Below are 19227 nucleotides of genomic sequence, written 5' to 3'. Positions count from 1 at the left end.
TGATTACTAATATTATTAATACTTTAATTCACAAATGACGGGACGCACCGAAAGATGCGAAATCACGTGCAAAGTTACAAAAAAAATAGGAGAAATGCAAATCCCCTTATTTAAAACATTTTAATAGATAGTCTTTAAATTACTGAATACCAAACACTTGTCTAAAATACAAATATAGCAGACTGAAATTCAGTGAAACAATAATGTAACGTCCCCGAAACGGCTAACAAACAAACAGTTTGCGAGTCATTTCGGGGCGTGAAACATACCGAATCTTATTTAGACTAAATTTATTTAGCTCGGACTCTTTTTACTTGTCTTTTCTGCCGAAAACAGAGAAATGGACATAGCGTTTCGGATGTGCCTTCAAGTCGATAACCAAGGAGTCGGCATGACCCATGGTTGACGTCAGATTGTCGTACAGCTTGGTATCGTTCATCAGCAATCCGAGGCTGCCCTGGTTGCTGTTCAGCTTCTCAGTAAACTGATGAGCACTCTCCAAAGTCTGGTTCACCTTGTTCAAAGTGCCCTGCACGTCAAGACTGGCCAGATTAGCTGTGAGGCGGTTGGTATTATCCAGCACGCCATTTGCCTTTCCTATCATACCCGGAACCTGTTTGTTGAGTCCTGCCATCAGCGTATTCAACTCACGTGTAGAAACAGTGAGGTTGCTTGTGATGGTTTCCACATTATGCAGCGAAGCAGCCAGAGCCGGATCAGCCAGCAGCGCATTCACGCTGGTAAGGATAGAATCCAACTTAGGCAACATCTTTTCCACTACCGGAACCAGGTTGGCAGCCTTATCCATCATGCCTCCGTTTACAGCACCCGGAATGATACCACCCGGTTCTACTCTTTCGCGCGGATTGTTTGCCAGAAGCAGATTCACCTGCAGGTTACCCATCAGGTCTTTTACTATTTCGGCTTTACTGCCCTGCGGGATTCTCAAATCCTTGATAATATCCACCTTTACTTTGATAGGACCATTCTCCTTGTAATCATATTCCAAACCATCCACGGTACCTACCTTATAACCATCCGCATAAATAGGCGTAGAGGCACCCAGTCCCTGGATGTCATCAAACGTTATAAAATAGGTATTGTTGGTAGAGAACAGATTCATGCCTTTCAGAAAATTGATTCCGAAATACATAATCAAAATACCGACAATAGCTACAAGAGCTATCTTGATTTCTTTTGTTAGCTTCATATTTATCTCTTTATATATTCGTGCTTATATCTTATCCTTACTCAGGTCAATCAGCGGTTTCTGTTCTGTTTGAACTCACGAATAGCCTGATTCACATCATATTTCTTTCCATTCTTGAAAGCTATGATGAAAGCTTCCGGGAACTTCTCGGCAAGCGTCTTGCGCAAGCGGAAAATCTCATTATAGTTGGTAGAGGCTCCCATCGTATATTTCACCATATTGCCTTCCTGATAACTGTCATAACCGGTTTCGCCCTTAAAATGGGCATCGCCCTTGCGGAGCATGCGGTTGCTGACAAATATCTGAAGCTTGAAGACAGGCGCATCGGCTACATTGGCTTTATGCTGTGCCGGCTTGTTCTGAGCTACAGTTCTGTTCTGCTGGTTCTGTCTGTTCTGCTGCGTCTGTCTGCTCTGCTGAGCCGGTTTATCCTGCTGGTTCTGTCTTCTGTTCTGCTGAACCGTTTTAGCCTTTGTTGCTCTGGTTTCCACATGCTTCACCGTTCTTCTCGGCGCAGTATCCACCTCCTCAGCACGGCGCTCGTTCTTCTCCTGCTTCGTATCAGAAACTATCTTGGCAACCGGCACCGATTCTGTATCCGCAGCTCGATAAGGAACCGAGATGGATTTATCGTATTTATTGCGATATTGCGCAAAACCTTCGTAGATACCTCGGGCGATATCATCCACCCTGCTGGCATCGTTGAGCAGTCTTTCTTCATCGGCAGTAGTGATGAAACCGAGCTCTATCAGACAGCTAGGCATCGAGGTTTCTCTGAGAACCAGGAATCCTGCCTGATGCACACCCTTATCCGGACGGTTGGCACCGTTGCATACCTTTCGCTGGATATTGCGCGCCAGTTCTACGCTTCTCTCCATATTCTTACCCTGTATGAACTCGAAGATGATGTAGCTTTCAGAAGATCTTGGGTTGAAACCCTGATAGGTCTGCTGATAGCCCTTCTCCATCGAGATAACGGAGTTCTCTCGCATAGCCACATCGAGATTATCCTTGGCACGGTGCATACCGAGCGTATAGGTTTCAAAACCGCGGGCTATCTTACCGGCTGGCAGCGCATTGGTATGTACCGAGATAAACAGGTCGGCATTGGCGCGGTTAGCAATGTTGGCACGCTCTTTCAGAGGAATAAAGACATCCGTCTTGCGGGTATAGATGACTCTCACATCCGGCATATTGCGCTCAACATATTTGCCAAACTGCAATGCCACAGAGAGATTGATATTCTTTTCTTTGGAAATAGCACCAAGTGCACCCGCATCATGGCCGCCATGACCTGGGTCGATAACGAGCGTGAAACGGCGGTTGGCGCCTGTCGCTGTCAGCACCAACATACACAATAGGGTCAATATGAATGTTATTTTCTTCAACATATCTTTCTGATGATTTTGCAAAATTACTACTTTTGTATCAGAAAACCTAAATCTACTATAAAGTTTTATCATTTGTTAATACAACTTCTACCCCTGCGCCGTCACAATCTGCTCCAAAAGGAGGATTAACTTTGGTAATGGCGAGTTGTATTTTCTGAATAGTCGGATATTCTGCAAAGAGTCGCTTTCCTATTCTTCCGGCTACATGTTCCAGCAGTTTGCTAGGTATCTCCATCTCCTGTTTCACGAGTTCATAGAGTTCTGCATAGTTGAGGGTTCCAGCCAGTTCATCGGTTTCCATGGCTCTGGAGAAATCATAGCTCACCTCCAGATTCACCACATAATCGTTGCCCACCAGGGTTTCCTGTGGCAGAACGCCGTGATATGCATGGAAACGGACATTCTTCAAGTATATCTTACTACGGAAAAGCATAGTTTATATCAGTTTCTATCTTGGGGATTAGGATTCGGAATCGCTATCATCGTAAAGTTTCATCAGGCTACCATCCTTCAGATATCTCTTCAGGGCTGTCACAACACCTTTCTTCCAGGTATTGATATTATCTGAAGTAAGCTGGAGCTGATAAACGAGTTTGATGACATGTTCGATAGGCATACGGTAGCGCAGCACACCGGAAATCAGCTTGGCATAGTTCCAGTATTCAGGATTAAACTTCTCGCTCAATCCCTCAACCGTAATCTTATAGCCTCGCTTGTTCACAAACTGGAAGTCGTATCGCTTCAAGCCTCCATCCAGAATGGTCTTCACAATCTTGCCTTTGCTTACAGATTTAGGCAGCATGATACCCTCGTCCTCATCCTGCAAACCCGTGAAGATTTCGTATGGATGACCGTCGAGCAGTCCTACCAGAGCCACCCATTTCTCCTTATTATTCTGGAATCGCACCACATCGCATTCCAGTTCTCGAGGTCGCACCTCCATCACTTCAGGAGAGAAAACAGGAAGATGAGTCTCCTCTGAAACAACATTGGCTATCTGATCATAGAGTTTATTCCAATCAGACTGTTCTACATGATAATTCTGATGAAGTGTTGCCAGATTAGCATTCAATTCATCTATAAGAGCCTTGGAAGCCTCTTCAAAAGTCATATTTTCAGTATATTTCATATCAAACGTTTCATATTTAGGTGCAAAATTAAACTTTTATTTCTAAAATCTGAAACGTTTTGGCATATATTTCACTAAAAAAGCGAAAGAAAGACAACTTTTTGGGAAACTTTCACTAACTTTGCAGCAAAATAGGGTTCTGAAATGGAACAGAACTCCTATATATATAATAAGGTATAATGATAAAATAAAAAAGATATGGAATCGATTAAGAACAGAACAAGCATCAGAAAATATGCAGAGAAGGAAGTATCTGAAGAACTCCTGAACCGCCTTTTGGAAGAGGCAGAGCACACCCCGACAATGGGAAACCTGCAGCTTTACAGTGTTGTGGTAACAAGAAGTGAAGAAGGAAAGAAGGCGCTGGCGCCAGCCCACTTCAACCAGCCGATGGTAACAGAAGCCCCTGTCGTCCTCACCATCTGTGCCGATTATCGCCGCACAACCCTCTGGGCAGAGAACCGCAAGGGAACCCCGGGCTATGACAACATTCTCTCTTTTATGAATGCAGCTACCGATGCTCTTCTTTTCACCCAGACCTTTACGAACCTAGCAGAAGAAGCCGGTTTAGGCACCTGTTTCCTGGGAACTACGGTTTATATGCCAAAGATGATCATCGACACCCTGAAGCTCCCTAAGCTCGTAATGCCAGTAGCCACATTGACCATCGGCTGGCCGGCAGAACATCCAGCCCTGAGCGACCGTCTCCCTCTGCGCAGCATCATCCACCACGAGCATTTCGAAGATTACACCCCAGAGAAGATTGACGACTTCTATGCAGAGAAGGAAGCTCTTGAAGAGAACAAGGAGTTCGTTCGCATCAACAACGTAGAGACCCTAGCCCAGGTTTTTACCGACATCCGATACACAAAGAAGGATTGCGAGGCGATGAGCGTTGGGTTTATCGAAGCCCTCAAACAGCAAGGATTTATTTAAAGGTAAAAAAGTAAAAAGGTAAAAGGGTAAAAAGGTAAAAGGGTAAAAAGCTCCCTCTCCCTCTTTGCGCCCCCGTTCCCTGCGATTCCATCGCAGGTCCCAATCCTTAATCATAAAGCCCCAAAAGCGCATCAGCAAACAAATGCCGATGCGCTTTTTTGTAAATTTACGTATGTTTTATTCCAAGCAACGTAATGTCAAATATCATTGTACTGTACGCAGGAACAAAAGGACTAACAGAACTTTGATTCTTCAAAGCAAGATTATATGGTACGTATACCATCCAGCGATCACCGATATGCATTTTCTGCAAAGCAGTAGACAAGCCATCAATTTCTTGTTTTTGCAATGTTCCTTTTGCAGAAATGGTTAATCGCAAATCTGAGGAGACATTCCTATCCTTCCCTGAAAACGTAGTATAAAATACAGTTCTCCTTTCTTCATTATCAGTTGGCATTAACATACCTTGAATATCTACCACAACCGAATCGGTATAAATCGGAACAGAAGTATTTGTACTATTTTCTAGAACATGCACTACGATATAATTTTCTTTCTGTACTCCAAACTGCTCTTGAAGAGACCAATTACGTATAATTTTCCAATTATTACTTCCAGCATTAATTGCTGAATCAGCCTTGAAAAATATACCTTGGAAAAACACATCATTCCTCTCTTTCCAATTAGCATATTCATCTTCTTGTTCAGATGATTCGCTACAAGATGCTATTGTCAAGAGTAGCAATACTCCATAAATCAGTTTCTTATACATTTTCATTCATTCCATTCATTTTTTATCTTTTACCTACTAAAGATATTTTACAAGGAAAAGAATTTTCTTTTTTGAACAAAGGGAAGTTTTCACGAGGAGCGTGTTGTGTAGGATATATAGAACTTCCGGTACTCTGATATATTACATTTCCATTAGCATCTTTCTCAGACATTCTATCTGTCCATACAAAAACTTTACCTGTAACTTCATATTTATTTATCATAACAATAGGATTTTGGGTAACTTCAGCTACATGAAAATTAATTTTTGTATATGAATAGAATTCTTTGGATGTGCCAAAATAATATGTATTCGGACTTAAATTTGAAGAAAGTGCATCCGGATTTAACTTATCTAATCCTTCCATGTTTTCCAATCTAAAAAAGAACTGTCGATTAGCCCTTTTCCATCCATACCACATTTTGTATTGCGCACCAAAATGTATAAACAACTTGAATTCATCAGTAACGTAAACAGAACAAATTGTTTTATGATTACCATCTTTTTCAATAAAACCATTTACTGGCCAAGAATCTTCACTCGTGTAGTCTTTCTCAACACTTCTTGTCGAATTTGGCGAATATTCTGTATAACTTGTTGCAAAGATTTTCTTATCGTCATCATTCATTTCATCAGAAAAAGGGATATCTCGAAGAGCACCATCAACTAGAACTTTATTACATTCACCGACTAAGTACGGAGCAACAGCAGTATCTTTTGAAGCAGGTTTATAAAGAGATAAGTCTGTAGAATCAGCAGCATTAGCTACTAATATACCTGCATACTTTGTCTTATAATCCAAATATTTTGCTCTGAAATCATCCACAGATGAAGCTGTTGCACCTATTTTATCAAGTTCCTTATCTGCTTTATCATTAATCATAGCCAAGCTTTCAAAGCCCAAACTTTTAACCAATTGAGCTCGTTGTTGTGATGTCTTTGTCCTTAGAATACCAACAAAGTGATTAAAGCCTTCCTCATTATCAAAAGCCAAGACTTTCACTTGAGATTTAGTATTCGAGCTACAAGTTACCTTGTCACCACTATTAATTGTAACGACATGTGGCAATTTCACGTTTGAAGTTGTTACATTAGCTCCATCTTCATCAGAACATGATGAAAAGAATGCGCATAGAAGCGCAAATAAAAAAAATACATTTTTCATTTTTAAAACCTTAAAATTAAACTTTTATTTAATAAAACCTATAAATTCACAATCATTAAGAACAATAGTAATTCTAGACACTTTGTTAATTATATCGGGTGCCATTGAAATAACAACACCATTTTCAAGAATACACTGTTTTCTATAAAGAAGGGTTCCGTCACCAGAATAAAAAGACAACACTGAGGGTTGTGGACTATCAGCACCATCAACAACAGAGACCATCAATTCTGTTACTTGCAACAATATTCTATTGTAACGAAGGGGAGCCTTATTAGAATTATGTCTACCACCATTATAGATAGAGCAAACTACATCATACTCCTTTTCGATACTCATATTCTCCTCTGCAGAAACACCTAGAAAAGAAAACACAATAAATATAAAAACTAAAACTTTCATTACTCTAATAATTAAAATTCGGATGCAAAAGTATTGAAAAAATGCATCATTAAACAATATAAACATTGACAACCATTTGACAAATGGGGAAATTAAGGAAAATAAGCATTTATCGCATAGATATTACAAATAAATGTATTAACTTTGCATTATGAAAAAGTTTATTTACATATTTATCGTTATGTGCGTTATGTCCTGCTCTAAAAGAACAGATAATCGCAGTCTTTTTTATGCTATGGCTAAAGATTTATACAAAGACCAAAACATAGCATCAAATTTCCTCGATACCATAAATGTCTCTTCATTCAACAAAGAAGAACAAATGTATGGTGAACTTTTAAAGATTCAAGCAACAGATCTAACAGATCATGACATCAAACCATACGAGAAAAATATCAGCAGAATAATCAATTATATGCAAAACAAAAAGGATTATACTTTTCTAAAATTAGCCTTATACTATGCAGGCAGAATAAAAAGTGAAAAAGACGAAGCAATGAAAGCTGTCAATTTCTACACAAAAGCAGCGAGTATCAAAGACACCATTTTAAACATAAACAACAAATGTTATTCCCAACTTGGAAATATTTACTACGACCAATACTTATACGACTACGCTATCGATATGTACACAAAGGCATATAACGAAGCATTCATCGCAAAAGACGATATTGCTATGGTCAAAATATTGAAAGACAAAGCCCTTGTTCTTTTAGATAAGGGAGAAACTACACTTGCGCTCAAACTTTTAAAAAAAGCTTTGAAAATGGCTGAACACACTAAAGATATCAGGTGTATCAATAGTGTAAAAAGCTATTGTGTTATTGCATATACGGATAAAAGAGATTGGGGAAATGCCCAAAAGTTGCTTCCAGACATACTACACAATATCAATAAAGCAGACTCTAGTGCAGTTTATTTTATTGCAGCTAATCTATATAAGCAAACAGATATATCCAAAGCCAACATGCTATATTCCTTTCTGAAGAATAAAGGAAACATATATGCAAAAGAAGAAGCATATAAGTTTCTTACAAAAGAATCACTAGGAAAAGAGAAGAACTTTGAAAGTATAAAATTTTTCGAACGGTACACACATATTGTAGACAGCATTCGGAGAAATACGAACTCTGAAATGATGGCAAAAATCAAAGGACTGTATGATTATCAAAAGCAGAAAGAAAGAATCACCAGAATATCAAAAGAGAAAAATGAATTCAAACTTTTGTTTGCTTCTACAACTGTTTTTTTACTCTTAGTTACAACTTTTGCCTTTTTATTAATCAGTAGATTGAGACGAAGAGCTCAGGAAGAAAAAAGGCAAGTATTCATGCTGAAGAAATTGCAAGAAGAGATGCGCCAAAACAGTCTGGAGAAAATAAAAGAAAACAACAAACGCATAGATGAATTAGAATTACAACTCATAAATGCTACAAATGAAAAAGATGAATTGAAGAAAAGATTAGCTGATGAGAAAGAAAAACTGTTAGCGCAGAATGCCATAAACAAACTGAAGATTGAAGAAGAAAATCGAGCTTTAGGCAGCATCAAGAACACTGATATAGGGATCATGATACAAAAGAAGAAAAGAAGTGAAACCAAAGAGTATCTGACAAAAGAAGAGAGAAAACAAATGGAAGATACCTTTAATCAGTTCATGCCAAGTTTTAAAGAAAAACTTTGGTCGGTTTATGATATCAGCAATCGAGAGTTAAATGTTTGCATGCTCATCAAATTAGGGTGCAAGCCTGCTGATATGGCATGTCTGTTAGGATGCACACCATCAGCCATCTCGAAAATAAGAATCAGATTATACAAAAAGTTCTTTAATAAGCTGGGGAGTGCAGAAGATTGGGACAGGTTTATTCTTTCTCTATAAGTATAAATATGATAAAAGCTCATTTGCCTTGGTGCAAATGAGCTTTTAACTTATATAAAATATGTGATGTTTATTCAACCACGATTGGCTTGTACTTAGGAACCAATGCCTTCATGATGCACCAGCCTACGAGGTAAGCTACACTACAGATGCAGAATACAATCATGTAGGCACCTGGCTTGCCATCGAAGCCCATGAAGCTGAAGGCTGAACCCTGACCCTCTGCATAGGTGAAGAGCATACCGGAACCCTTGTTGATCAGGAAGGAACCGATACCACCTGCCATCGCACCAATACCGGTGATAGTAGCTACAGTTGACTTAGGGAACATATCACCGATGGTTGAATAGAGGTTAGCTGACCATGCCTGATGACCTGCACCGAGCAAACCGATGATGATAGCTGGCCACCATGCACTGTACTCACCCATAGGCTGGGCAATCAGACCGAGCAATGGGAAACAAGCGAAAATCAACATCGCACGCATTCTACCGATATATGGATTCATACCCTTCTTGTCTACAAAGTAGGTTGGCAAGTAACCACCACCAATACTCAATACGGTTACAATAGCATAGAGAGTGAAGATAAGGGCGATACCCATACCTGAATCTGAAGAATAACCATACTGGTCAGAGAAATAAGCTGGTGCCCAGAAGAGGAAGAACCACCAAACACCATCAGTCATCAACTTACCTACGATGAATGACCAGGTCTGACGGTAGCTGAAGCACTTCAGGAAGCCGATAGTTTTCTCCTCAGCGGCAGTCTCTGTCTCTTTCTCAGCCTCAACCTTTTCAAGGTCCTCATCCTGCTCAATATAAGTAAGCTCAGCCTTGTTTACATGCTTGCTCTTAGATGGTTTGTCATAGAGCCATACCCAGAGGCCCATCCATACATAACCGAGCACACCGATGATGATGAAAGCCCACTCCCAGCCCATGCTGCGAGCCAACAATGGAATGGTAGCTGGAGCTGCCAAAGCGCCTACTGAAGCACCACTGTTGAAGATAGCGGTAGAGAAAGCACGGTCTTTCTTAGGGAAATACTCTGCTGTTACCTTGATGGCTGCAGGGAAGTTACCAGCCTCACCCACAGCAAGAATCAAACGGCAAGAGAGGAACAGCCATACACTGATTGTTGCAATCGCTACAGCTGCATCACTACCTGCCTGTACCATGCGGAGCGCCTCGATAGAATCATATCCTTCCATCTGCATAGCTACCCAACCGCAACCGGCGTGCATCACAGCACCTGTTGACCATACGAAGATAGCGATGAGATAACCTTTCTTGGTGCCCATCCAGTCAACGAACTTACCTGCGAAGAGGTTGGCGATGGCATAGAAGATTGAGAAAAGACCGGTGATGGTACCATAGTGATCATCTGTCCAGTGGAATTCTGGAGCAATAAAGTCTTTCCATGTTAAAGAGAGAACCTGACGGTCCATGTAATTGACTGTGGTTGCGATGAAGAGCAGCGCACAGATTACCCAACGGAAGTTGGACATTTTGCTTGTTGTAATAGGACTCATTTTGCAAAAAGTTTTTAAGCGTTATACTTATTTTTATTTTAGATTACTATTTAGACGGCAAAGCCTGGCTCAGATTCATCATGAACCAGGTTGCCATATCATGTATCTTATTATTCCAATGTAGGAATCTTCACTACCTGCATATCGTTGTAGATCAGATTCTCACCTGCCATACCCCAGATAAAGGTATAGTTGCTGGTACCTGCTGCACAGTGGATAGACCACTCTGGAGCAATCACAGCCTGCTCGTTGTTCAACCAGATAGGACGTGTCTCCTGTGGTTCACCCATTACGTGGAGAATCTTCTGACCCTCTGGTACATTATAATAGAGGTAAGTCTCCATACGGCGGAGGTGAGTATGAGCTGGCATGGTGTTCCATACAGAACCCTCCTTCAACTCAGTAACTCCCATCTGCAACTGGCAGGTACGAACACCGGCTACACCGTCGATAATCAACTGGTGGATTACGCGGTCGTTGCTCTCCTTCAGGCTGCCAGCCTTGATGTTGTTGGCATCCTTCAGGGTAACCTTCTTGGTAGGATATGTCTGATGAGCACAAGCGCTGTTCATATAGAACTTAGCTGGCTTAGCTGCTTCCTTGCTGCTTACCTCGATGTTCTTGGCACCACGACCTACATAGAGAGCCTCCTGGAAACCAAGTGTATACTTCTTGCCGTCAACGGTAACAGTACCCTCGCCACCGATGTTGATGATACCCAACTCGCGGTTGTCGAGCAGATTTTTCTGATCGTTTGGCTTGTCTGTATAGAGAGGAGCGATAGAAGTCAGCTTCAGAGGAGCAGTTGTTGGCTCAGCACCACCGATGAGGAAGCGGTCGAATAGGGTGTATGTCCAGTTTACCTCGCCTGGAGCAAACACCTTCTCGATAGCGAATTCACCGCGAAGACGGTCTGTTGTATAGTGCTTTGCATCCACCGGATTGCTTGCATAACGAACGTTGTAGTTAGTGTAGGCATTTTCTGCCTTCACTTCATAACCACATTTTCCACACTGGCCAAAAGCCTGACTTGCTGTTAATACCATTGCTGCTAATATTAATGTTAATTTCTTCATAATTATCTTGTTTTTACTTTTTTACCTTTTTACCCTTTTACCTTTCCCTCTTCCTTCACGATGCGCTGACGGTTGATAACCATCATGGCTACCGTGATGACTGCGAGAACACCCATACCTACGTATGAAAGCTTCACACCGCGATAGATAACCCATCCGAAGAGAGAGGATGCGAAATCGAGTGCACCGCCTGAGAATCCGTCAGGGATATGAGCGGCATTATCGCCTGTTGCTGCATAAACCTGGTTGGCTGCCAGCGTAAAGTCTGGTGCCATATCGGTAACGAAATAGAGACCGATGACGAGGGTTACCAGGCCGATGATAAGCGTCTTCACCACATTACCTCTTGTAAACGGCAGAATCATTGGGAAGAGGTAGAACATACCTGCCAACGATGCCAAAGGCAAGAACTGGTTGCCTGGCAGGAAGACTGCGATAGCCAAGATAACCGGAATCAGAATCACAGATGCTACCAGGGTAGTAGGATGACCGATAACCAGGGCAGGACTCATACCGATATGAACCTTCTTGCCGTTAAACTTGGTCTTCACCAACTCCTGTGTCTTCTCTGAGATAGGCTTCAAACCGTCGATAAACAGGGCTGTAATACGAGGAATCAACTCCATCACGGCTCCCATCGTTACACCCAGGAAGAGAATCTTCTTGATATCGAGCTGGGCTGCCCAACCTATCAGGGCACCTACGATAACACCGAGTACCAGTGGCTCACCGAGCACACCAAACTTCTTCTTCAGTCCCTCTGCATCGATATCAAGCTTAGAGAAGCCCGGAATCATATCGAAGAGTTTATTGAAAACGATTGCGAATGGCATGAAACTCTGGCAGAATGGCTGCGGAATAGAGATACCATCCAAATCGTAATATTTCTGGAATCTGTCGGCTGTCAGGTCTGCACAGACCAGGGTATTGATGTAGCAGACGATGGCTGCGAAATAGCCCCAGAGCAAACTCTGACCCATCACGAAGTAAGCCACCGCACCGATAAAGGCGAAGTGCCAGTAGTTCCAGAGGTCGATATTTACGGTACGTGTTGTCTTGGTAATCAACATCAGGAAGTTGACACCCAGACAGATTGGGATAATCAATGCGCCCACTGCTGTATTGTAAGCTACAGCTGCAGCTGCAGGCCATCCCATATCAAAAACGTTTAACTGTAGGTGGTAGATGTCTGAAATAGCCTTCAATGGGTCGTTGAAGTTGGTAGTCAGCAATGCAGTTACCACGCCCAAGCCTACGAAACCCACGCCTACGAAGAGTCCCGACTTCAGAGCCTTTCCGAATTTCATGCCAATACACAGACCGATGACCGTGAAGATGATAGGCATCATCACGCTCGCACCGAGACTGATAATATAGCTAAATACTTGTTCCATTTTAATTTTTTGAATTGTTTAATTGTTAGAAAATACTCGACAAGGAGCACCCTTTTTTGTCTTTAGATGATTTGTTGTGTGCAAAGATACACTTTTTTCTTCAATTACAATACGTTTTGATGGAAAAATTTACGCAAAAAAAAATCCTATCAGAACATTTCTGATAGGATTTCTCTATTTTTTATACGTTTTTAAATGATTTTTTACTGAATCGGTCTTCATTCTTCCCTCTTCGTTCTTCCCTCTTCACTTCCTAGTCCTGGAAGTAAACTCTCTTCACACGGTTGCTGATGGTGGTCAGCACCTCGTAAGGGATGGTCTCGAGGATGTCGCTCAGTGTCTGGACAGGCAGATGCTCGCCGAAGATTTCTACCGAATCTCCTTCCTTGCAAGGGATGTCGGTCACGTCTATCATAGCCACATCCATACAGATGTTGCCCACATAATCTGCCTTCTGGCCGTTCACCAGACAGTAGGCATGACGGTTGCCCAGACGGCGGTTCAGTCCGTCAGCATATCCGATAGGGATGGCTGCGATGACGCTGTCTCTGTCGAGAATTGTCTTGCGGCTGTAGCCCACACTGTCACCTGCCTTCACGTTATGCATCTGCAGAATGGTTGTCTTCAGGGTGCTCACGCAGTTGATGGTCTTGTTGTTGCGCGAATTGATACCATAGAGTCCGAGTCCCAGACGGCACATATCCAGCTGGCGCTCCGGGAAGTGCTCGATACCTGCCGAATTGCAGATATGGCGCAATATCTTATGGTCGAAGGCTGCCTGCAACTGCTTGCTGCCCTTGTCAAAGAGTTCAAACTGATGAGCTGAGAAATCATCGAAGCTGTCGTCATCGCTGCCCACGAAGTGAGAGAACACAGAACGTGGGATGATGGCATTCTGGTGCTTCAGCTTGCCGATGAGTTCCTCCATATCGTTCTCAGGGTCGAAGCCCATGCGGTGCATGCCGGTATCCAGCTTGATATGGACAGGGAAACCGGTTACGCCCTCTTTCTCAGCTGCCTTGATGAGCGCATCGAGCAGACGGAAAGAGTAAACCTCCGGCTCCAGGTCGTAATCGAACATGGTCTTGAAGGCGGTCATCTCCGGATTCATGATCATGATGTTGCTGGTGATGCCGTTCTTGCGCAGCGTAACACCCTCATCGGCTACAGCCACAGCCAGATAGTCTACACGATGATCCTGCAGGGTCTTGGCTATCTCCACGGCACCTGCACCGTAGCCGTCTGCCTTGATCATGCATACCAGCTTGGTTTCCGGCTTCATAAACGCACGGTAGTAGTTCAGATTGGCTACCACGGCGTTCAGATTCACCTCCAGCGTAGTCTCGTGTACTTTCTGTACCAGCAGTTCGGTGAGCTGGTCAAAGCCAAACTGACGGGCGCCCTTCAGCAAAATCACCTCATCGCGCAGGGAAGCAAACACCTCGCTGGCGATGAATTCCTCTACATTCGGGAAGAAGAACTTCTCTGAAATCTGAATCTCATCGTGCTGCTTGCAGAGTTCAGGACCGATACCGATGAACTTTACCACGCCACGTTTACGGGCTAAATCGCTCACCTCTTTATATAATGCCTCCGGTTCCTGACCGCTCTGGTAGATGTCGCTCAATATCAGCGTATGGCGACGACCGCGATGGTCTGGACGGCGGTTCATGAAGTCGAGGGCGATATCAAGCGAATTGATATCACTGTTGTAGCTGTCGTTGATCAGCGTACATCCGTGCTGTCCTACCTTCACCTCCAGTCTCATTGCCACAGGTTCGAGCTGTGTCATGCGCTTGTCGATATCTTCAGCCGAAAGACCGAGTTTCAATGCCACGACGGCAGAGATGATGGCATTCTGTACAGATGCATCGTCGATGAACGGGATAGAGAAACTGTCTTCCTCACCTTTATATATATAGGTAATCACGCTCACGCTCTGCTGCTTTTCGATGTTCTTTACATAGAAAGGAGCCTCCGGGTTCTTGAGCGACCAGAAGAGTTTCTCGCCTTTATAGTCGGGATATTCGGCTATCACCTTGTTGATAACCTCGTCATCGCCATCATAGATTACGGTCTCTGCATCATGGAAGAGGATGAGTTTCTCCCGGCATTTCTCCTCCAAGGAAGAGAAGTTCTCCTGATGGGCAGCACCCAGATTGGTCAGTACGGCGATGGTTGGCTGGATGATGTCACGCAGGGCAAGCATTTCGCCAGGCATACTGATACCTGCCTCGAAAACGCCCACCTGGGTCTGCTCGTTCATCAGCCATACCGACAATGGCACACCTATCTGAGAGTTGTAACTGCGCGGACTGCGGGTAACAAACATGCTTGGCGAGAGCAACTGGTAGAGCCACTCCTTGACCATGGTCTTGCCGTTTGAGCCCGTGATGCCTACGATAGGGATGTTGAACTCGTCACGGTGGCGCTCAGCCAGACGCTGGAGAGCCTCGAGCGTGTTTACTACCTTCAGGAAGTTGGCTCCCGGATAATCAGAAGCATAGCCCTTAGGCACATTCGTTACAACAAAGTTTTTCACACCTCTGCGATACAACTCAGGGATGTAGTTATGACCATCATTACGCTCCGACTTGAGCGCAAAGAACAGAGTTTCCTCTGGGAAACAAAGTGAACGACTATCGGTCAGGATAAAACCGATGTTGGTATCATTGTCTCCATAGCGACGCGCACCTATCAGTGTGGTTACCTTTTCAATAGTATATGTCATTGTCTTGTTATTTAAATATTCTTTATTTTATAAGAGATGATATTTCTCCATTTTATAAGAGATGATATTTCTCCTCAAATTGTCTTTTCTTCTCTTCCGTCCTGGCGATGAACTTCTGGTGTTCCTCGCTCTCGGGATGGAAGGGCTTGTGGCCGAGTGCTTCGCGGATAGGCCTCCAGTCTTCCAGAAACTGCTCGGCTGCCTTGCCGAAGTAAGTTGCCCGGAACCGCTCCCAGATATAGTCTACAGCCTGCTGGCTCGGGTGCAGCATGTCTTCCTTGTAGAAGCGGTAGTCACGGAGTTCATCGTTCATAATCTCGTAAGCCGGGAAATAGCTCACTACCCCCGGATTCTCCTTCACCAGCTTATCGGCTGCCAGCAGGAGCGTAGCCTTCGAAAGCTGACTCCCGTGATAGCCGTATTTCGCATAGCGGATAGGGCTTACCGTGATGATTACCTTCAGAGTGCCTTCACTGCCATCAGATGCTGCGGTCTGCGATTTCAGCAGACTGATAGCCTTCTGCAGATAGCCGGCACATTCGTCCACGCTCAGTTCCCGCTCTTCGAAGAGGCGCTGCGGGCGCTTCTGGCAGTTGTCCACTATCTCGCCCGTCTCCTTCAGGATATACACATGGTTGGTACCCAGCGTAAAGACAGCCACCCGGGGACGGACCTCGGAACATTTCTCTACCGTATGGAGAATGCTTGCCGGATTATACATCACCCCGAAGGGATTCACCGTAGCCCGGAAGCGGTTCTCCACAAACCGCCTACCCAGATTGTCGGCAAAGCAACTGCCCACAAAGAGCATCCGCTCTGCCGCCCCTATCTCGAAGTCGGCCTTCGGAATATCTATTTCTGTGCGAAACAGCATAAGTCTTTCTCCTTTTTATTCATTCACTTCCGGAGAAGCCTTCTTGCGTTTTCTCACCTCAACCACTACACCTATTATAATAAGGAGAGCCAGAACGCCATAACCGATGTAAGCCACCGTCTCGGTATTCTTGAGCGACTGAGGATGGAAATCGAGCACTACCTTATGGTTACCAGCCTTCACGTTCAGCGCACGCAGAATATAGTTCACTCTGCCCAGCTCAGCCGGCTGTCCATCAACCGTAGCCGTCCAGCCCGGATAGTAAATCTCAGAGAATACGATCACGCCGCCCTTGCTCGACTTGACCTCGTAAGTCAGGTTGTTCGGCTTATACTGAATCATCTTCACCACCGAAGTATCATCCTGCTTCACGCTCTGCGCCAGCTGTTCCTTGAATTTGGCATCAGCCACAGCCACATGTCGGAGGTTCACCTTTCCCACGCCATCGATTTCCTCGTTGGCATTGTTCACATACTTCACCTCGTCTACAAACCATGCATTGCCGTAGGCATACGGATTCTGAACCGGAACGGTCTGTCCGCCCTGCAGCGGCATGATGAAGTATTTGGTATTCAGCATGTTCAATACCGGATAGATACTGTCGCCGTTCACCTTGGTCATATCGCCGCCCGCAGCAGCTACAGCCTGCATAGTCTTCTGCATCTCAGGAGCGATGTGAGCATCAATCATCTCCTGGTAACGACGGAGCTTGGCTGGATGATAACCGCCGATGCTCTTGTGGTAGTAAGAGGTCTCGTTCTCATTGAATGTATTCGATGCCAGATTCAGCACACGGTAGTCGAGTGCCTTGTCACGGCAGATAATCTTGTCGGTCTCGGTCATCTGCTGCGGTGTATCGCGCTGCGCCTTGTCCACGAACATATCATCGTAGAGATAGCGCTTGTTCACCATCCACATATCCACCAGACAGAGCACAGCGATACCGGCAATCATATATTCCTTGCCCAGCTTCTTCATCTTGAAGAGCATCAGCAGTGCCGAACCGATGAGGATAATCCAGAACGAACGCCAGCAGTCGGATGTGAAGATGCCCTTGCGGATATCCGTCAGATTGCTCATGATTGGAGAGATATACTCCTGAGGCAACTGCTGCAGCGCCTGTGTCTCCTGTACCGATACGAAATCAGGGAAGAATACGCCCGGCATGATGGCAAAGAGCAGACAGAAGCCTGCTGTCAGACCGAAACTGGCATATACATATTTTATCTTCTCTGTCAGAATCTCCGGCTCATCTACAATCTTCTTCAGCGCCATCATCGCCAGGAGCGGGATGGTGAATTCTGCGATAACCAGGATAGATGCCACCGTTCGGAACTTGGCATACATCGGCACATAATCGAGGAAGAAATTGGTAAACGGCATGAAGTTTCTACCCCAAGCGAGCAGGATGCTCAGGATGGTGGCAGCAAGCAGCGCCCACTTCATCGGACCCTTCACGATAAAAAGACCCAAGATAAAGAGCATGCAGACGAAGGCACCTACATATACCGGTCCGCTCGTTCCCGGCTGGTTGCCCCAGTACTGTCCCAGCTGCTGGTAAATCTGCACAAAGTTAGGATCAGCCTTCTCCATCGCCTTCTGGTTCTGCGCCAGCGGCACGGAGGCACCGCCCTTGGCATCCGGAATCATCAGCGTCCAAGTTTCGTCGATACCGTAGCTCCACTGTGTGATATAGTCTCTATCCAGACCGCTGCTGGTCTGGTTAGCCGAGTTTTTCTTTACAAGTTCACTCTTTCCTCGCATGGTTTCCTGACCATACTGCCAAGTATGATAAAGGTTCGAGAGGTTGAGTGAGATACCGATGAGGGCACCCACCACGCATACCGCCGTAGCCTTTCCGAAGCGTGCGAGTTCACCTTTCTTAATGGCATCTGCCAGAAAGGCAATCACCATGAAGAGGATGATAAAGAGGTAGTAATAAGTCATCTGCACGTGGTTAGCCTGCACCTCGAAAGCCGAGAAGATGGCAGTAAGGAGCAGTCCCTTGAGATACTTGCCCCGATAGGCAAGCACCACGCCCGCAATCATCGGCGGCAGATAAGCCAGCGCCCATACCTTCCAGATATGTCCGGCAGCGATGATGATGAAAAAGTAGGACGAGAATGCCCAGATGATACTTCCCAGCGCCGCCAGCGACTGTCTGAAGTTGAAGGCACGCAGCATGATATAGAAGCCCAGGAGGTATACAAAGACATACCAAACATAGTCTGGCAACCACAGATGATATGCCTTCACAATCTGGCTGAGCACCTGATTACTGTCATACGAAGGCGACATCTGATAGGTAGGCATACCGCCAAACACCGAGTTCGTCCATCGTGTAGTCTCTCCCGTCTGCTGCTGGAAGAGTTCCTTTTCATGTCCCAGTCCCTTTCCTGCCGCTGCATCATGACGGAAGAGGATTCGTCCGTCCATATCGGCAGGCATAAAGTAGACGAAGGAGATGATTGCAAATGCAATAACTACCAGAATATCCAGTAGATACTTCTTCAAAAATTTCATATTTCTATATAAACGTTTATAATTTGAAGGCAAAGATAGCACAAATTGGAGACAAAACAAAAAAATATAGCAAAAATTTATATTTTTTTTGTTGAGAAAGTTGTATTAGGTCAGAAATAGGGGTTCCCCTCTATCATTTAGGGAAACGCTCGCTGCCGTTTCGTTTTTTATCCCTACCTTTGCACTGTAAAACAAGTTTCTTCAAACAGAA

At 44.4% G+C, this 19227-nt stretch carries 14 protein-coding genes and 1 pseudogene; 2 read left to right on the top strand and 13 right to left on the bottom strand.

Annotated features, from left to right (window positions below; translation table 11 throughout):
* Positions 1-310 precede the first annotated feature (310 nt).
* The 4 genes and pseudogenes from ONT19_RS15525 to ONT19_RS15510 form a co-directional block, all read right to left on the bottom strand.
* Positions 311-1210 (bottom strand): MlaD family protein, encoded by a 900-nt coding sequence (locus tag ONT19_RS15525; protein ID WP_264953290.1) that lies wholly within the window; start codon positions 1208-1210, stop codon positions 311-313.
* Positions 1211-1260: 50 nt separating this feature from the next.
* Positions 1261-2601 carry an N-acetylmuramoyl-L-alanine amidase family protein gene (locus ONT19_RS15520; protein WP_264953289.1) on the bottom strand — a complete coding sequence of 447 codons (1341 nt, stop codon included), beginning with the start codon at positions 2599-2601 and terminating at the stop codon, positions 1261-1263.
* Between the two features lie 55 nt (positions 2602-2656).
* Positions 2657-3034: a dihydroneopterin aldolase gene (gene folB / locus ONT19_RS15515; protein ID WP_264953288.1), complete on the bottom strand. Its 378-nt coding sequence runs from the start codon at positions 3032-3034 to the stop codon at positions 2657-2659.
* 66 nt (positions 3035-3100) lie between these two features.
* Positions 3101-3559: pseudogene (locus tag ONT19_RS15510) on the bottom strand (adenosylcobalamin-dependent ribonucleoside-diphosphate reductase); the annotation flags it as partial.
* 369 nt (positions 3560-3928) lie between these two features.
* Between ONT19_RS15510 and ONT19_RS15505 the strand changes: the two are divergent.
* Positions 3929-4666: a nitroreductase family protein gene (locus ONT19_RS15505; RefSeq protein ID WP_264953287.1), complete on the top strand. Its 738-nt coding sequence runs from the start codon at positions 3929-3931 to the stop codon at positions 4664-4666.
* 166 nt (positions 4667-4832) lie between these two features.
* On the opposite strand, the gene ONT19_RS15500 is transcribed toward ONT19_RS15505, so the two are convergent.
* The 3 genes from ONT19_RS15500 to ONT19_RS15490 are packed head-to-tail and all read right to left on the bottom strand — an operon-like array spanning position 4833 to position 7005.
* Positions 4833-5438 carry an FKBP-type peptidyl-prolyl cis-trans isomerase gene (locus ONT19_RS15500; RefSeq protein ID WP_264953286.1) on the bottom strand — a complete coding sequence of 202 codons (606 nt, stop codon included), beginning with the start codon at positions 5436-5438 and terminating at the stop codon, positions 4833-4835.
* Between the two features lie 22 nt (positions 5439-5460).
* The gene (locus ONT19_RS15495) at positions 5461-6603 is read right to left on the bottom strand and encodes a DUF4848 domain-containing protein (protein ID WP_264953285.1); all 1143 of its coding nucleotides are present in this window, start codon (positions 6601-6603) and stop codon (positions 5461-5463) included.
* Between the two features lie 24 nt (positions 6604-6627).
* Positions 6628-7005, bottom strand: coding sequence for a hypothetical protein (locus tag ONT19_RS15490; RefSeq protein WP_118190085.1), 378 nt, complete (start codon positions 7003-7005; stop codon positions 6628-6630).
* A gap of 235 nt (positions 7006-7240) precedes the next feature.
* Between ONT19_RS15490 and ONT19_RS15485 the strand changes: the two genes are divergently transcribed.
* Complete coding sequence (locus tag ONT19_RS15485; RefSeq protein ID WP_264953284.1) at positions 7241-8884, top strand: helix-turn-helix transcriptional regulator; 1644 nt, start codon at positions 7241-7243, stop codon at positions 8882-8884.
* A gap of 70 nt (positions 8885-8954) precedes the next feature.
* On the opposite strand, the gene ONT19_RS15480 is transcribed toward ONT19_RS15485, so the two are convergent.
* The 6 genes from ONT19_RS15480 to ONT19_RS15455 form a co-directional block, all read right to left on the bottom strand.
* Complete coding sequence (locus ONT19_RS15480) at positions 8955-10418, bottom strand: MFS transporter (RefSeq protein WP_264953283.1); 1464 nt, start codon at positions 10416-10418, stop codon at positions 8955-8957.
* A gap of 110 nt (positions 10419-10528) precedes the next feature.
* On the bottom strand, positions 10529-11494 hold the full coding sequence (gene kduI / locus ONT19_RS15475; protein ID WP_264953282.1) for a 5-dehydro-4-deoxy-D-glucuronate isomerase: 966 nt from the start codon (positions 11492-11494) through the stop codon (positions 10529-10531).
* Between the two features lie 29 nt (positions 11495-11523).
* The gene (locus ONT19_RS15470; RefSeq protein WP_264953281.1) at positions 11524-12888 is read right to left on the bottom strand and encodes a PTS galactitol transporter subunit IIC; all 1365 of its coding nucleotides are present in this window, start codon (positions 12886-12888) and stop codon (positions 11524-11526) included.
* Between the two features lie 253 nt (positions 12889-13141).
* Positions 13142-15619, bottom strand: a complete 2478-nt coding sequence (locus ONT19_RS15465; protein ID WP_264953280.1) for a bifunctional UDP-N-acetylmuramoyl-tripeptide:D-alanyl-D-alanine ligase/alanine racemase — start codon at positions 15617-15619, stop codon at positions 13142-13144.
* A 52-nt stretch (positions 15620-15671) separates the two neighbouring features.
* Positions 15672-16493 carry a GSCFA domain-containing protein gene (locus ONT19_RS15460; protein WP_264953279.1) on the bottom strand — a complete coding sequence of 274 codons (822 nt, stop codon included), beginning with the start codon at positions 16491-16493 and terminating at the stop codon, positions 15672-15674.
* 15 nt (positions 16494-16508) lie between these two features.
* Positions 16509-19016 (bottom strand): YfhO family protein, encoded by a 2508-nt coding sequence (locus ONT19_RS15455; protein ID WP_264953278.1) that lies wholly within the window; start codon positions 19014-19016, stop codon positions 16509-16511.
* Between the last annotated feature and the right edge of the window lie 211 nt (positions 19017-19227).

Origin of the sequence: Segatella copri (genome assembly GCF_026015625.1) — a bacterium.
In the GTDB taxonomy this organism is placed as follows: Bacteria; Bacteroidota; Bacteroidia; order Bacteroidales; family Bacteroidaceae; genus Prevotella; species Prevotella copri_H.
The sequence above is the reverse complement of the archived record's forward strand: the minus strand, read 5'-3'. Positions and strand labels throughout refer to the sequence as shown.

Coding starts and splice junctions, on each gene's coding strand:
- ONT19_RS15470 (WP_264953281.1), bottom strand. CDS start 12,888: ATGGAACAAGTATTTAGCTATATTATCAGTCTCGGTGCGAGCGTGATG.
- ONT19_RS15490 (WP_118190085.1), bottom strand. CDS start 7,005: ATGAAAGTTTTAGTTTTTATATTTATTGTGTTTTCTTTTCTAGGTGTT.
- ONT19_RS15460 (WP_264953279.1), bottom strand. CDS start 16,493: ATGCTGTTTCGCACAGAAATAGATATTCCGAAGGCCGACTTCGAGATA.
- ONT19_RS15500 (WP_264953286.1), bottom strand. CDS start 5,438: ATGTATAAGAAACTGATTTATGGAGTATTGCTACTCTTGACAATAGCA.
- ONT19_RS15485 (WP_264953284.1), top strand. CDS start 7,241: ATGGCTAAAGATTTATACAAAGACCAAAACATAGCATCAAATTTCCTC.
- ONT19_RS15455 (WP_264953278.1), bottom strand. CDS start 19,016: ATGAAATTTTTGAAGAAGTATCTACTGGATATTCTGGTAGTTATTGCA.
- folB (WP_264953288.1), bottom strand. CDS start 3,034: ATGCTTTTCCGTAGTAAGATATACTTGAAGAATGTCCGTTTCCATGCA.
- ONT19_RS15480 (WP_264953283.1), bottom strand. CDS start 10,418: ATGAGTCCTATTACAACAAGCAAAATGTCCAACTTCCGTTGGGTAATC.
- ONT19_RS15520 (WP_264953289.1), bottom strand. CDS start 2,601: ATGTTGAAGAAAATAACATTCATATTGACCCTATTGTGTATGTTGGTG.
- ONT19_RS15495 (WP_264953285.1), bottom strand. CDS start 6,603: ATGAAAAATGTATTTTTTTTATTTGCGCTTCTATGCGCATTCTTTTCA.
- ONT19_RS15465 (WP_264953280.1), bottom strand. CDS start 15,619: ATGACATATACTATTGAAAAGGTAACCACACTGATAGGTGCGCGTCGC.
- ONT19_RS15505 (WP_264953287.1), top strand. CDS start 3,929: ATGGAATCGATTAAGAACAGAACAAGCATCAGAAAATATGCAGAGAAG.
- ONT19_RS15525 (WP_264953290.1), bottom strand. CDS start 1,210: ATGAAGCTAACAAAAGAAATCAAGATAGCTCTTGTAGCTATTGTCGGT.
- kduI (WP_264953282.1), bottom strand. CDS start 11,494: ATGAAGAAATTAACATTAATATTAGCAGCAATGGTATTAACAGCAAGT.